This window comes from Haloferax marisrubri (assembly GCF_001469875.2).
Lineage (GTDB): Archaea > Halobacteriota > Halobacteria > Halobacteriales > Haloferacaceae > Haloferax > Haloferax marisrubri.
In genome coordinates, this window is the sequence record NZ_LOPW02000018.1 from 306,222 (window position 1) to 320,210 (window position 13,989).

A 13,989-nucleotide genomic window follows, 5' to 3' on the forward strand; every position below is an offset into this window, starting at 1 on the left:
TGCGGCCCGCGCGACACCCTCGGGGCGATCAATTGGCAACAGCGCTTCGTACCGCCACATTCCGTCCCGGTCTCGACAGTCGTCCCACGAGAATGCCGTCGGGTCCGTGTCGACCCAGAGCGGTTCCCCGCAGGCGCACCTGACCCGGACGTCGTCGTCGTAGCGCTCCCCGCAACGGTAACAATTCAACGAGAGAGACATAGCGACGCTGCGGGGGCCGGAGACATATGCGTTCGCTTGCGGTTTCGAACGCCCCGAGCCAAAACGCCCCGCCGACATGCGGGCGAGTCGAGACTTCTCACTACTGACAAGGGCTACGACTGTAACTGGCTGCGTGAAGACCTTCGCGATCTCGGTGTTCGACCGCTATTCGACCACTGCATCAACAATATTGGTGGCGAGTGTGGGAGACACGTCTGCAGACCGACTGAGTGACTGCGACGCCGACGTTGTTTGTGTTCCTCTTGGCGGGGAAATCGATGGATACTGCTCCAGCAGCGTCGGTGTGGATTAGTCGTCGGGGTGGTCGAGACCGTTCTTGAGGTCGTCGAGGTCTCGTTCGAGACGGTCGATGTGTGTTTCGAGTTCGTTCACGCTCATGAGTGCGAGCCGGAGGAACTCGTCATCACGCTCAGGCATGAGCGGAAGCTGGCTTGCGGCCGCGACTGGATCATCGGCCTCGTCGGCGCCCTTGCGGACGAGTTCATCGCGTGCGGCACGCAGTTCACGTCGGAGGAGTTCAGCGTCATCCATGGTGATGTACGTATCCGGGATGCAGCCCGCTACGAGCCCACAGGGGGCGAGGTCGTGCGGACCGCGTCACCGAATACGTGGTTTTCTGACCAACGGGTACGAACGCATGCTCGTTCTGTATAGTAGGGTCTGATAAGTGCTTTCTGTCGGCCGAGAGTGGACACGCCGTGGACCCATCCACACGATTTAGGCGCATGCCTGCCGACTTTGACGTATGGAGTGTCCGGACTGTGGTGAGCCGTACGTCTCTCGAGAGGTCGGCCCCGGGCGGCCGCCATCGACGCCCCTTGCCAACGCAATTCTCGATACCGAACAGGGTGAAGAAGTCATTCTCCACAGGCAGTGTTGGACGTGTGGCTGGAGCGAGGACCGCCACGTCGAGGTGGCCGCGATCGAGACAGAGCACGGCGATCCAGAAATCGTCGATCGTCAGCAACGGCTAAGCGAACTGGTCGGAATTCTTGAGGCAATTGAGGATACTGAGACACTCGACTCAGTGCTTCACTACGTCCGCCAGCAACGGTCTGAGGGCGATTCGGTACCATCGTCACTGGAGGAGGGCCCGTGACGGAGACTGACGCGCCCTATCCAGTCAACGAGGCGATAGGGAATCCAGCCCACTCATCGTTCGAGGACGTTTGGTGTCTCATGCGCGCTCGTGGGCACAGCTCGCATGCTAACCAACAGGACGCCCACTTCGACGAGATGATGACGGACGTTCTTGCCCGCTATGACGAAGGGACCATCCGGGCGGTCGCACATCGCATTCTCGTCGAATTGTCTCCCTTTCGGACAGCAACCATTGACCTTGACGTGGAAACTGTTGATGGCGTCCGAGTTGGGACAATCGCCGTCGGGACGCTCCGGGAGCTACACGACTCGACAGATACGGCTGCCTCGACCTGCTCGCTTCCCAAACTGGTTCAACTAGACAGTGCCTGAGGCAGGATATTATGTGGTATTTGATGGGTGGTCTGTAGCGTCGGATCGGGAGACGATGTTTTCGTTGTGGTAGGTGAGGTGTGTTGTGTCGAGTGTGTGGTCGTCACGCAGCATTAGTGAGCGGCCGTCGATACTTCGGTCGTACGGGTGGCTAATTGTGAGTGTGTCGGCGTCGACTGCGATGACGCCGTTGTCGAAGTCGGCGTGGTGGTTCGGGCAGAGGACGAGCATATTGTCCGACGTGTCTGGTCCGTTGTGTGGGTTGCCGAGTGGGTGGATATGATGGACTTCGGAGAACCCGGTGCCGTCCGGTCGGGCGCGTCGGTCACCACATACTTGACACCGATCACTGTACAGGGCTTTCAGGTCGGTGACCATCTCTTGATCGCGGTGGTGGCGATCGACAACGGTGAGGTACTGGCCTGGTGTGTCGGTGAACGCCGCTTGCTCTAGTGTGAGCGATTCGGAGTCGTCTGTGGGGTCGTTCGGTTCCAGTTCGGGGCCCGAGGACATCGTTTTTGAGGGTGGTTCTGTTAGTGCATGCGGGTCGCTGGTTTCGATATCGTCTTGCCAGAGATCGGCGAAATGCTGTGGCGTGTACTCGCGGTGTCTGGCTTCGCCACCAGAGAGCGCTGCGACTTCATCTAACGCGGTGAGTATCTCGTAGAATCCTTGCTTTGTGAGGTGGTCACCGGCGTCGAACCGTGGGAAGACTGCATCGTCAAGGACAGCTGCGGGTTCTGCGGCAACGAATAACTGCGGGTAGAGGACTTCGAGGATGCGTCGAATGGCCCCAGGACCGGTGAACACCATGCTGAGGGTGTTCGTTTTCGAGGAGTCACCGACGCGGAGGTTATAGTCGGCGCAGAACTGCTTGACATGCGCTATGAGTGTTGAGTTGACACCGCCGCAGTAGAGCCGTGCCGTTGGTTGGATACCGTACCCAATGGTATGCTCATCATTCTTGGCGACACTTGCCCGGAAGCGACCGGCACCGTCAAACAGGCCGGCGAGGTATTTAATCGAGTAACTACCCCGGAACGACCCGTCGGGAAGTACGGGGATATCGACGGTGTCTGTATCGATATCGTGGTCTGCTTCGATGTCGCTCGGTGCTCGGTGATGGATACCGCGGGGTCGCCATCCGTATCGCAACTGGTCACGGATTCGCAGGAATCGGTAGATTCGTTGTGGACCCAGGATCTCCCCGTCGAATTCGTCTGAGAACAGTCCCGTGACAAACCCGAGTTCCCGGACGAGCTGTGTAGACTGACCTGCGAGGTAGTCTTGCAGGTCAGCGAGTTCACTAACGAATTGCACTCGGAAGAAATCACGACTATCTGCCCGGTTAATATAGTTGTACTCGTACCCTTGGGATTCAAGAAAGGTACCGATGAGGTTCCCGCGCAGCTCTGAGTTGTACGGATAGAGTCGCAGTACTGGATGTACGGTGAAGTGGCCGTCTTCGGTTTCTGAAATCGGGAATCGAACACGCCCGGTCGCATCTAGGAGGCCTGCAATGTATGACGGCGGGAAATCAAAATCAGGTTGCGAGTTACTCACAGGTTGCGTATTATCGAATCTCCTAGATAACTGTTGGTAGCCGACAATTCAGTGTAAATCGGGACACACTGCTATAGTCGCGTTTGCAATTATCTGCCCACTTGATCCGGCGGGACAGTGATACAGCGACGCTTTACTGGAAATCGGTCGCGGTACCGACGCGAACGGGAACGAACTCTCGGGGCAGAAGCGACGGCGCCTCACACGGGTGCGCTGTGAGCAGACTCGGGGCCGCTGGTGGTCGAAAATGGAACGGAATCTCGCCCACGTCTTGGGCGAAGTGCGTCGGTTGGCGAGTTTGCTGGAGCTCCCCGATTCGGTCCGTGACTAGTCCTGTCAGCTCTTCCGGAGCGCCCAGACCGAGGAGCGCAGCGTTACGACGGTCGTCCATCCGGCTGGGTTCGCAGCGGCCTGTCTCTACAAAGCGGAGTGGGTAACGCAAAGCGATGTCGCGGCGACAGGGAACGTCACACCAACCACAGTCCGGACGCATCACGAGACGTTAGAGGAGCATGTAGCCTGACAATGCTCGCCTACAAGCACTGGGTTCAGATAATTTCCTCACAAAACTATTTGTTCCTAGACTGCGTAGCATCCAGTATGACCGAGACGTGGGATGACATCAACGAGCAGGTCAAAGCCGACTGGAAAGCCGACACCACGCCGTTCGAGCGGGTGTACGAAATCATCGAGCAGACCCACGAGGGACAGTCGGCAGCCGAGATCGCCGACCGCGCTCTCGTGAGCGAGCCGACGGCCCGTCGGCACTGCAAGTCGCTCGTGAACACCGGGTTCGCCGAGACGGAGCAAGACGGCCAAACAACGCTGTACAAGCGCAACAGCGACCGGGTGTTGATGTCACGGATCCGCGAGCTGCGGGAGGAAGTTACTCGACCGGAGTTACTCGACAGCATCCAGGAGATGAAGGCCGAGATCCGACGCTACGAGGACCGCTACGACGTGGTGTCTCCGGAGGAACTCGTCCAGCAACTCGACGCCGGCGAGACGGACGGCTGGAACGACCTCACCGCGTGGCGCACGACGCGGCAGAATCTCGCTGTCGCCCAAGCCGCGCTCGCCTACGACGAGGCCAGCCACCAGCTCGCTGTATGAACGGTAACGACCGCGCCGGCGAGTTCGGGCCGATCTATCTTCCGGCACTCCAACGGATTCGTGATCTCTGGCTCGAACTCGAGCCGCTCGTCGACGAACCGGCGTATGATGATGTCGTCGCCCCTACGGAACTGCAGATCAGTCTCAGCGATGGATTGGGCGATGCCGAGAGCGCTCGGCTCGATATCCAGTGGAGCGAACTGGGGATGTATTCGTTCCACTACGTCGATAACGACGACGTCAATTGGCGCTTCGATCGCCACCCGAATGCACACTCCCCCGAGATCCATTTCCACCCGCCGTCCGAGGCCGTGACGATGGACGCCGAACCGTCCTGTATCGACGTGACCGAGGTGTCACTCGTGACGCGTGCCGTCCATTCGATGTGGCGAGCAGCGTACGAAGACGGCGACGTCGACCAGCTGAATAGCGCATCAAACCCACCGTGAGGACGCCCATTGACAGTGACTCGCCCGAGTCGGCGAGCTGACGAGGCCAGTCGTTTCGAGCCGCTCGACGAGTTCTGAGGTGTAGCTGAGACTCCGATCGAGATTCGTCGCGAGTTCAGAGACCGTCTGCTCACCGTTGAGGGCTGTAAGGGCGCGAACCTCACCTTCTGTGAGCATCCTGTTGCATACTAGCGAATCAATATATAAACCACTTCGGTATTTTGCAACGCAGAGCTGACTCTGTCGAGGACGTAGGCACAACAGATGAAAACCCTCGGCCGCTCGGCATCCCGCGACCACCGCTGCGCTCCTCGTGCCTGCGGTGCTTGCGGGGCCGGGGGACGACCGAGACGGCCTCGCCCTTTCTGGCTCCGCCAGGATTGTTGTTGGTCCCCCGATCGACGTGGTCGGCCGGACAGATGAGTACGTGACGGCCCGCCCCGCTCGCCGCATTCCGGTGAGTAGGGCTCACCGACGTCCCGCTCACTGCGTTCGCGGGACTTCCGCGTCGCACGCGACCGACCAGCGGTTCATAACTCGAGACCTGGATCCAGATGAGGCGTGAACGGGCCAACCGATCTGGGTATGCCGGGTATGGAGTGACTCGCTACGATCCCAGCCTCGAGTAGGGTTAGTGATTAGTGTCGGTTAACCAACTGTCTGCACGTAGTATCGGAGATTGTTGGTTAATTCCATAATCGCCTGCAAGCCCTACGCTTTCACTCGGTTTTCGACGGACTCATCACCACCGTTGGAATCTCGTGAACGTCGATTAGTTCAGGTGAACTCGACGACGTAGATTTCTGCCTACACAACTGATAACACGATACAAACAAACGATAATGATAGATGTCTGAACAACTAGTCGACACGCTCGAAGTAGACGAATTCACACTCGGCCTTGTTGGGCCTGGACAAGAGTGGGCGGGGTCTGTCCGTGACGGTGGGACAGTCAAGACCCACACCCCCGCTGGCTGTTGGGGACCGATGATTACACCGACTTTCCGCGGTGGTCACGAAGTGACACGGCCAATTTACGTCGAAAATGCCGAACCGGGTGACGCGCTCGTCGTCCGAATCAAGGATATCGAAGTTACGAGTATCGCGACGAGTACCGGGAGTATGGCGGAACGAGAGGGTGCGTTTGGTGACGATCCCTTCGTCGACCACCGCTGTCCCGAATGTGGGACACCATGGCCAGAGACAGTCGTCGAAGGGACAGGTGAAGGGGCGATTCGATGTGTGGAGTGTGGTGCGAACGCGTCCTCGTTCGGATTTGAGTACGGCTATACTGTCGTCTTCGACGACGACCGAACTGTCGGCATTACCGTTGGCGCCGACGGTGCTCATCAACTCGCTGAACACGCCGACGAAGCAATGGCGCTCCCTGAGAACTCTCGGCAGCACCCAATTCTTCTGTACAAACCTGATGAGATGCCGGGTGCACTTGGTCGACTCCGTCCGTTCATCGGCAACATCGGGACGACGCCGTCCATCGAACTCCCGGACTCACACAATGCGGGAGACTTCGGTCAGTTCCTCATCGGTGCGGGACACGACTGGGGGCTCCCGGACGAAGAGGCACTCGAAGCACGAACAGACGGTCACCTCGATTCAAACGAGGTGAGGCCCGGTGCCGTTCTCATCTGTCCTGTTCGGGTCGAAGGAGCTGGCCTGTACGTTGGTGACCTCCACGCCAACCAGGGCGATGGGGAACTGTCGCTTCACACGACGGACGTAAGTGGGAAGACTGAACTCGAAGTTGAAGTTATCAAAGGCCTTGACCTCCCGGGGCCGCTCTTGCTTCCGAACGAGGAAGACCTCCCGCACATCGCAAAACCCTACACGGACGCCGAGCGGGACGCTGGGACAGCACTCGCAGACGAGTACGACGTCGAAACGCTTCATGATGCTCTCCCGGTCCAGATTATCGGGTCGGGAGCCACGATTAACGATGCGACGGAAAATGCCTTCGACAGAGCGAGTTCACTATTCGGAATCAGCGAAGGAGAAGTTCGGTCTCGCTGTACGTTCACTGGCGGCGTCGAAATTGCTCGCTTGCCGGGTGTGGTCCAACTATCAATGCTCGTCCCGATAGAACTCCTCGACGAAGTTGGCCTCACAGAGACGGTCCGCGAACAGTACGGGGCGTAGTCAGCCACCGCGCATCGCTGGGAACAGTTTCACCTGTTCTCCATCTGAGATCGGGTCGTCCAACGTGGCTTTGTGTTCTCCAATCATCACCCGAACACTGGGTCGGATGGTGCCGTCGTCGTCAGAGAGATGTGTCGCAGTCTTTGGATACTCGTCCACGAACGCCGTGAGCAGGTCTCTGACCGTCTCACCGCTCGGATATACTTCGACCATCTTTTTGCCAGTTGCAGACCGGAGCGGACCGTAGACAGTAATTTCCATACTGTCCCCAAGAGTCGTTAGTACAAATTAGTTGACTCGGGGTTTCTGTTCACAATTGGCGAACTCAAGGGGGCACACTGTGACCACCTGTTAACGAGGATCTGTCTCAAGATCATCAAGCGCGCGACTCTGGAGTGCGATTGGGGAAGAACCCCTGGTCAATACGAAGTGGCTTCGCATCAACGATAGTGACTGGGTCATCGAGTCGCTCCAAGGGAATGACACAGATGGTTGCGACTGTTCGGTTGTCATCGTTGAGGAACGATTCCGGGAGGAAGGACATCTCGTTCTGGGCTACCGCCGTTCGTGCGATTACGACAATCCTCCTGATGGCCTCTGTTCGTTTGACTAGTGAGACACTCGCGTTCTCTATTCAGCACGGCCACAACAAACTATCCGTGGCTGAGGATTTCAACAGCACCAAATCGAGTTCTATTACTGGAAATCGTGGTGTGGGTACTGGCAATACTGGTCTCGGTGGTCGTTGCTCACGAGTGACAACCGAACTTACTGGCTCGCCTCACATTCTCAACCACCCACCACGTCTTGAGGAGCGACGATCACTTGGAGACTCACCTGGCTCATCTCTCTTCGACAGTGTTCCGCGCTGACTGAAGGCCCTCACAGAGCCACATATCTGTACGGTTAAGTCCCTCGAACGGCCACACCGGATATGGATTTCTTCAGCACAGAAACCCCAATTATTGGAATGGTCCATCTACCTCCCCTCCCTGGTTCTCCTGGGTTCGAAGGTGACCGGGACGAGATTCGAGCCCGACTCCTTGAGGATGCGGCAGCACTCGAGTCAGGTGGTGTCGACGGTATTATGCTCGAAAACTTCGGTGATGCCCCGTTTTATCCAGACCGGGTGCCTCGTCACGTCGTCGCTGACGTTGCAGCACTCGCGGGCACACTTCGTGAGAACGTTTCAATCCCGTTTGGCGTGAACATCCTCCGAAACGATGTCCAAAGTGCCCTCGGCATTGCCGCTGCGACAGATGGTGCCTTCGTTCGCGTGAACGTCCATACCGGTGCCCGGCTTACTGATCAGGGGCTCGTCGAGGGGATGGCACACGAAACGGTGCGTCTGCGTGACCAACTCGACACTGACGTTGCTATTCTTGCAGACATCGACGTGAAACACTCTGCGCCGCTCGCCGAACGGTCACACGACGAGGTGGTTGGTGAACTTGTCGAACGCGGTGGTGCCGACGGAATCATCGTGAGTGGGACTGGCACGGGCGAGGCGGTCGATACGACGGTTCTCGAAGCAGTGGTTAACGCTCGCGATGCTCGCGGTCTCGACGCCCCTGTCTTGATCGGAAGCGGTGTCACCCCTGAGACGGCACCCGAACTGCTTTCGGTCGCTGATGGTGCAATCGTTGGAACCGCGCTCAAAGAAGATGGCAAGACGACGAATCCCGTCGACGAAGCAGCAGTCGAACGCCTTGTCGCGTCCGTTCGCTAGGCTTCACTGACCCAGCGGTTCACTGCGTCTCAATAAACTTCCGAACGTCGGATTCGGATGGGAGATTGCCGCGTGCACCCGGTTCAGCACAGTTGAGTGCCGCCGCCGCAGCGGCAAAGCGCCCTGCGTTGCGTGCTGAATAGTCATTGAGGAGCCACGTGTGAATCAGTCCCGCAGTGAAGGTATCGCCAGCGCCGGTCGTATCATTCACGTCCACCTCGAAGGCCGGGACGTCGGTTACTGTGTCCCCTTCGAGAAGGCGCGCTCCGTCACTTCCCTGTGTAATCGCCGCGCGAGAGACATTCCGCTGCGTAAGCGTGGCAATGGCTTCGTCGGCTCCACCACCAAAATACGAGTGTGCGGCGACCTCGCCGGCCACGAAGAGATCAACAACAGAAAGCAGTCGGTCAATCGTCTCCGGTGTTGTCCCTCGGCCTTCGAGTTCCGAGAGTGGGCCTGCGAGGTCGAAGACGAGTGTCGAAATCTCACGGCGTTCGCGGGCGGTCACGAGTTTCGAGACGACCTCGTCCGGTGCATAGGCACTCGTGAACACCACACTAGCGTCACCCGCATACTCGATATCGCGCGCATCAAGTCGCAGGTTCGGAACGCTCTGGCCACCGGCAACGATCATTCGTTCTCCATCTGGATCACGGAGAATCAGCGTGTACGACGATTCTTCGGGTCCAGCTTGCATCCGAGAACAATCAATCCCGCGTGCTTGGAGGTCAGCTTCGATCTCGGCGACATCGTCGGCCCCGACGCGTGTGATGATTCCTGCCTTGTTCCCAAACTCAGCGAGGCCTGAGGCGACATTTGCAGCGACGCCACCCACGTCGGTCGCGTGTTCACGGGCGAATGCACCACCGTCGGGTTTCGGTAGATTCGACAGAGAGTAGATGTGGTCGATAACGGCACTCCCGACCGTCACGACATCGAACGATGACATATGCCTACTCAACGTTGGTTCGCCTTGAACATACAGGGATTGGGGTTTGTTGAAACCCATCTCACGTCTGGCGATTCACTGAGGAAGTGAGTTTCCATCTGAAGCCGCGAAAATAGTGGGAAGAGCGTTTCTTCTCAATGTCAACACTGAAGGATTGCAACAGACCTTAGTCTCAATGAATCGTCGACGGCGAGTGGACTAAAGAATTTGTTCACGGCCAGTAACCAGTTCAGTACTCTCTCTGTTTTACAACCGAAATCCCCTATCGATATCTCAATAATAGGCGCAACCGCCAAGATGAATACGATCGTGGCCGGCTAGACTCGTGCTGAGTGCCTCTAAACCACCAGCATTGGTGTGTCTCGGGATGCCCGGCCTGATACACATCAAAGGTACCCCTTCACCTTTCACTCCGAAGTCGGACCGTCATTGACCCTTGACTGATGTCATGGGTTTGTCCGCAGACTTCTAGGCCACTTCATGGAGCCAGCGGCACGATCGAGGTTCTCGTGTACCATCCCACTCCCCAGAACCCTGTGTCTGAGGGTAGTTGTCGGAGTTGCTCGTCAACCCGTGGTTACTCGTAAATCTCGCAGCAATACCCTGAAGAACGTTTAACTACCGACCAGTAAAAGTGACATTATATGAACGGTCCTCCTCCCTCTCCAACCTCTGCGGACGATTTCTACCAGACACTTGTCGAAAATGCGGCAGAGGGGATGTTGACGATTGACTCGGATAGCAACATCGTGTATGCCAATCCAGCCGTTGAGGACATCCTCGGCTATGCCCCCACTGAGTTGATCGGGAGTTCGAAGATGAAAATTATTCCAGAGCGCTTAGAACCAGTCCATGCGGCTGCATTAGCGTCGTATGTGGCGACAGGAGAGCGCAATATCAACTGGGATGGTATCGAACTTCCGGCGTTGCACAAGGACGGACACGAAGTTCCGACGCTTATCAGCCTTCATGAACACGAACACAATGGGGAACAGTACTTTACTGGCATTATCCGGGATATCACCGAGCAGCGTCAGCGAGAGTCGCAGCTTCAAGCCCAGAAGGATCGGCTGAATGAGTTCGCCGATATCTTAACACATGATATCCGGAACCCACTTTCTATCGCGTACGGATATACTGAGATTGCCCATGAACAGTCCGAAAGCCCTGAACTGGAGCGGGTCTTAGCGTCACTCGCTCGAATTGATGATCTCGTCAGCGACATTCTTGCTCTCTCAAAAAGAGGCGAAGTTGTTGGTGAGACCGAGTCGGTTGATATCTGTGAGTGTCTCCATGCGTCGTGGAGTAGCGTTGAGACACAGCAAGCGACGCTCCAACTAGAAGATGAACTCGGAGTGATCGCCGCGGATAAGAGTCGTTTTCAGGAACTACTAGAGAACTTGTTCCGCAATGCGGTTGACCATGCTGGTGCTGGGGCGACTGTGACTGTTGGAAGCCTCCCTGACGATACGGGACTCTATCTCGAAGATGATGGCCCCGGAATCGCTGAGCCGATTCGGTCAGAGATATTCAACCACGGATATTCGACAACTGCTGACGGAACTGGCTATGGACTCTCAATTGTCTCTCAAATTGTGGAGGGCCATGGTTGGGAAATCGCCGTTACAACGGGTTCCGAAGGTGGCGCACGATTTGAGATCACGTGGTGAGAGTCGGACGACGTCTGCTGAGTTAGTTTTTGGAGAGCATCTCTGACGGCCTCGTACTGCAGCCATGTCCGAAGCAAGTGTGAGGTAGGGCTCTGTTGAAATCCTCTGGCCCCGACAGAAAGTACGTGCTGAATAGAGAGTGAAGCCAGCATTCGAGAGTAGTAGATCGGTTACATCTCCGGAATCGAGGTCGACAGAAGCAAGGAAGAAGCTCGATCCTCACATCGTTCACAGTCTTGGGTACAGAAGACTACTCGCGCTCTTCGATGACGATCTTCCGGGCCTCAGCTACGATACCTTGAGTCTCCGCAAATGCCTCTGCGTCTAACGCGACAGCTGCGCCGACCCCATCTCGGAGGACGAAGTTCATCTCGATGACGTTCTCGAAGCACTGGACCAAGCACGTCAATTCGCCGTGGTCCTCTGCAAACGTGTCCTTGTAGACCGGTGCAGTCAACGAATCCAGCCGTGACTCGTCAACCGCTTTTTTAATGTCGTCTTCTGTGTATCGGACAGCCACGTCATCTCGCAAGTAAACGACGTCGTGACTGTCTTGGTTGTACTTCACGATGCTCCGAAGATTGCCGTTTGTCCTTTCCTCGAAATATTCTTCGAGCCGAGACGCCATCTTGGTAGCCATTGTCAGTATATTGTCTGTGAAGAATCATATAACTACGGTCAAATCCACCTCAATTCGCCAATTTAGCGGAATCAATGGCTGGGTTGCTAGTTGTCTGAGCCACTATAAGGTGTGACAGTTGCGTGACCGACTTGCGTTCTCTATTCAGTACGCACACCAAAACCTATCACCGACTGAGGGTTTCAACAGAGCCTGAAGTATCCATGTTTGAGTTTTATCTGGCAGGGAGGCGAGGGACCACATCCTCTGCGATCTCGATAGCAAGCTAGTAGTAGAAATTAGCAACCTCGGGTGTTTGTGAGGTGAGGATTATCGGTACGTTTGGGGGGCGACTGCTCGGGTTGTGCGCGCTCCGGCGGGCAGACCGTTCCTGCCGGGCCCGGGCGTTTCGCGCTGCCGTTGCGTCTGCGACGGACGGGCGTCGGCGAGGCGCCGACCCGCGGTGACCGGCTGGGTATATGGTGGTGACCGCGCGCTCACCTCGAGGTTCACCCCCCGCACTTGTCTGTGGGGGCGCCGTCGGTGCCGCGCCGCGCCGGACAGGGTCCGGCGTGAAGGCGCGGCGCGGGCACCTCGGTGACGGCGTCATCGGTTGACGTCGGAGCCGTGGCTCAAGTGTTGGTTCGTGAGAATCCCGCGAGTGAGGTCGCGGGCGTCGGCGCGTCAGCGCCTTCAGGAACGTGTTAGTTCCAATGTCTAGTAACAACTCCAGTCGAAAGGTAGTTTCGGTGGCTGAACAGGCGTTCGAACACGCGGACGAGACGGCGGTCGACGAAGACGGGTTTGAGGTCGTCGACGAGACGCCGCAGTTCCAGGCGACGGTGCAACAGGAGACCCAAGCAAAGGTGGATGCGAACCACCCAGATGGGATCGCAGACACGAGCGACGAGCGGATTCACGGCGTGACGTTGGCCCAAGAAGAGCGCATTCGAGCGCGGGAAGCGGAACTCGAACGGATTAGTGCCCGTGCGGAACTGGGCTCGCAAGAGGGTCGTGAGGCACGGTCACGGGTGATTGCGGCCGAGCGGAGCGCTGCGCGACGGCGGCTGTTCCAGAAGCGTGCGGCGAGTGTGAATCCGATAGCTGACCCTGACCGGGCAGACCCCCGGACGGAGCTGACCCAAGCACAGTTGGGCGCAGTGAACTCTCAGGCAAAACGGTTGGCAGAGAAGCTGGATGGGTGGTCGCGAGCGGCGATCAGTCGGCGACTGAGCGAGGCGGTGTTGAGCGGGAAAGACATGCTGTCGGCAACGGTGAGCGCGTTTGAGGAACTCGAAGGCGCACCGGGGACGATGGTGCCAATCGGGAAGCTTGAGGGCGTGTCGCGACGCGAAGTGTGCGTTGAAGGGACGCTGACGACGGTGTGGGAGTCGGAGTCGCCGGCGATTCAGCAAGCGGGGCTCCTCGAAGACGAAAGCGGGCAGGTGAAGCTGACGAGTTGGAAGGCTTCGGACGTGCCGTGGATTCGTGAGGGCGAACGCGTGCGGATTCACGGGGCGGCGCGGAACTGGTACGATGGGCGCGTCTCGATTGCCCTGACGGGCTGGACGACCGTGATGTTCCCCGAGCGCGACGCTTGGTGGGACGCCTAACGGCGAGACGCGGTCCTCTTTTTTGCTGGTTGCCGGGCCGACCCAGACCCCACCGCCCCACCCTCCGCTCCGTGCTCGCAGCCGCTGCGCGCGCAGCCACGACCTTGGTCCATACTCAACACCGCGATGCGTTTCCATGGCGGCAACCCTCCCGATATGAACCGCAGGAATCACGATCTAATAATGTGAGGTCCAGAAGTTCTATAAGACATGTATCTGTAGTGAAATATAATGGCTGCAAATGTCTTTCTCGTCCCGTGTGACCCCGGAAACTTCCAAAGAACAGTTCTAAACCACGTTGAATTAGATGAATATCCGAATCACCCTGCTGCACTTTCCAACTTTGAGTCTGTCCGGTTCTGGGGTGCCCGTGATGGTGAGAGTAACCGAAACTACTTCGAGAAAATGGAGTCAGGCGATCTTGTATTGTTTTAT

At 57.5% G+C, this 13,989-nt stretch carries 13 protein-coding genes and 4 pseudogenes; 10 read left to right on the forward strand and 7 right to left on the reverse strand.

The features are described 5' to 3' along the window. Both AUR65_RS20330 and AUR65_RS16365 read right to left on the reverse strand, forming a co-directional pair. Window positions 1-201: pseudogene (locus AUR65_RS20330) on the reverse strand (threonine synthase); the annotation flags it as partial. 309 nt (window positions 202-510) lie between these two features. Then, entirely contained in the window at window positions 511-753 is a 243-nt protein-coding gene (locus tag AUR65_RS16365; RefSeq protein ID WP_058567888.1) for a hypothetical protein, read from the reverse strand. Window positions 754-967: 214 nt separating this feature from the next. On the opposite strand from AUR65_RS16365, the gene AUR65_RS16370 reads away from it, so the two are divergent. Both AUR65_RS16370 and AUR65_RS16375 read left to right on the forward strand, forming a co-directional pair. Continuing rightward, on the forward strand, window positions 968-1,321 hold the full coding sequence (locus tag AUR65_RS16370; RefSeq protein ID WP_058567889.1) for a hypothetical protein: 354 nt from the start codon (window positions 968-970) through the stop codon (window positions 1,319-1,321). Further along, the gene (locus tag AUR65_RS16375) at window positions 1,318-1,695 is read left to right on the forward strand and encodes a hypothetical protein (protein WP_199180627.1); all 378 of its coding nucleotides are present in this window, start codon (window positions 1,318-1,320) and stop codon (window positions 1,693-1,695) included. Before AUR65_RS16370 ends, AUR65_RS16375 begins: the two co-directional genes overlap by 4 nt. 9 nt (window positions 1,696-1,704) lie before the next feature. Here AUR65_RS16375 and AUR65_RS20340 read toward each other — a convergent pair whose 3' ends face one another. Further along, a complete protein-coding gene (locus tag AUR65_RS20340; protein ID WP_233194401.1) occupies window positions 1,705-3,258 on the reverse strand; it encodes an HNH endonuclease in 1,554 nt (517 codons plus the stop codon). Window positions 3,259-3,397: 139 nt separating this feature from the next. On the opposite strand from AUR65_RS20340, the pseudogene AUR65_RS20345 reads away from it, so the two are divergent. From AUR65_RS20345 to AUR65_RS16395, 3 genes and pseudogenes are all read left to right on the forward strand, one after another. After that, a pseudogene (locus AUR65_RS20345) lies at window positions 3,398-3,781 on the forward strand (transcription initiation factor IIB family protein); the annotation flags it as partial. A gap of 77 nt (window positions 3,782-3,858) precedes the next feature. After that, on the forward strand, window positions 3,859-4,371 hold the full coding sequence (locus AUR65_RS16390) for a winged helix-turn-helix domain-containing protein (RefSeq protein ID WP_058567892.1): 513 nt from the start codon (window positions 3,859-3,861) through the stop codon (window positions 4,369-4,371). Further along, window positions 4,368-4,820 (forward strand): hypothetical protein, encoded by a 453-nt coding sequence (locus tag AUR65_RS16395; protein WP_058567893.1) that lies wholly within the window; start codon window positions 4,368-4,370, stop codon window positions 4,818-4,820. The genes AUR65_RS16390 and AUR65_RS16395 overlap by 4 nt, the downstream gene beginning before the upstream one ends. A 33-nt stretch (window positions 4,821-4,853) precedes the next feature. On the opposite strand, the pseudogene AUR65_RS20515 reads toward AUR65_RS16395, so the two are convergent. Continuing rightward, window positions 4,854-4,997, reverse strand: a pseudogene (locus AUR65_RS20515) (transcriptional regulator TrmB); the annotation flags it as partial. A gap of 672 nt (window positions 4,998-5,669) precedes the next feature. Here AUR65_RS20515 and AUR65_RS16405 point away from each other — a divergent pair. Continuing rightward, entirely contained in the window at window positions 5,670-6,974 is a 1,305-nt protein-coding gene (locus AUR65_RS16405) for an acetamidase/formamidase family protein (RefSeq protein ID WP_058567894.1), read from the forward strand. Here the strand turns inward: AUR65_RS16405 and AUR65_RS16410 are convergent, their stop codons facing one another. Then, window positions 6,975-7,235: a ubiquitin-like small modifier protein 1 gene (locus tag AUR65_RS16410; RefSeq protein WP_058567895.1), complete on the reverse strand. Its 261-nt coding sequence runs from the start codon at window positions 7,233-7,235 to the stop codon at window positions 6,975-6,977. Between the two features lie 673 nt (window positions 7,236-7,908). On the opposite strand from AUR65_RS16410, the gene AUR65_RS16420 reads away from it, so the two are divergent. Next, window positions 7,909-8,703, forward strand: a complete 795-nt coding sequence (locus tag AUR65_RS16420; RefSeq protein WP_058567896.1) for a BtpA/SgcQ family protein — start codon at window positions 7,909-7,911, stop codon at window positions 8,701-8,703. 19 nt (window positions 8,704-8,722) lie between these two features. Here AUR65_RS16420 and AUR65_RS16425 read toward each other — a convergent pair whose 3' ends face one another. After that, entirely contained in the window at window positions 8,723-9,652 is a 930-nt protein-coding gene (locus AUR65_RS16425) for a carbohydrate kinase family protein (RefSeq protein WP_058567897.1), read from the reverse strand. Window positions 9,653-10,296: 644 nt separating this feature from the next. On the opposite strand from AUR65_RS16425, the gene AUR65_RS16430 reads away from it, so the two are divergent. After that, window positions 10,297-11,322, forward strand: coding sequence for a two-component system sensor histidine kinase NtrB (locus AUR65_RS16430; protein WP_058567898.1), 1,026 nt, complete (start codon window positions 10,297-10,299; stop codon window positions 11,320-11,322). A 250-nt stretch (window positions 11,323-11,572) separates the two neighbouring features. On the opposite strand, the gene AUR65_RS16435 is transcribed toward AUR65_RS16430, so the two are convergent. Continuing rightward, the gene (locus AUR65_RS16435) at window positions 11,573-11,962 is read right to left on the reverse strand and encodes a hypothetical protein (protein WP_004968161.1); all 390 of its coding nucleotides are present in this window, start codon (window positions 11,960-11,962) and stop codon (window positions 11,573-11,575) included. 692 nt (window positions 11,963-12,654) lie between these two features. Between AUR65_RS16435 and AUR65_RS16440 the strand changes: the two genes are divergently transcribed. After that, the gene (locus tag AUR65_RS16440; protein ID WP_058567899.1) at window positions 12,655-13,554 is read left to right on the forward strand and encodes an SOSS complex subunit B family protein; all 900 of its coding nucleotides are present in this window, start codon (window positions 12,655-12,657) and stop codon (window positions 13,552-13,554) included. A 231-nt stretch (window positions 13,555-13,785) separates the two neighbouring features. Further along, window positions 13,786-13,989, forward strand: a pseudogene (locus tag AUR65_RS20350) (hypothetical protein); the annotation flags it as partial.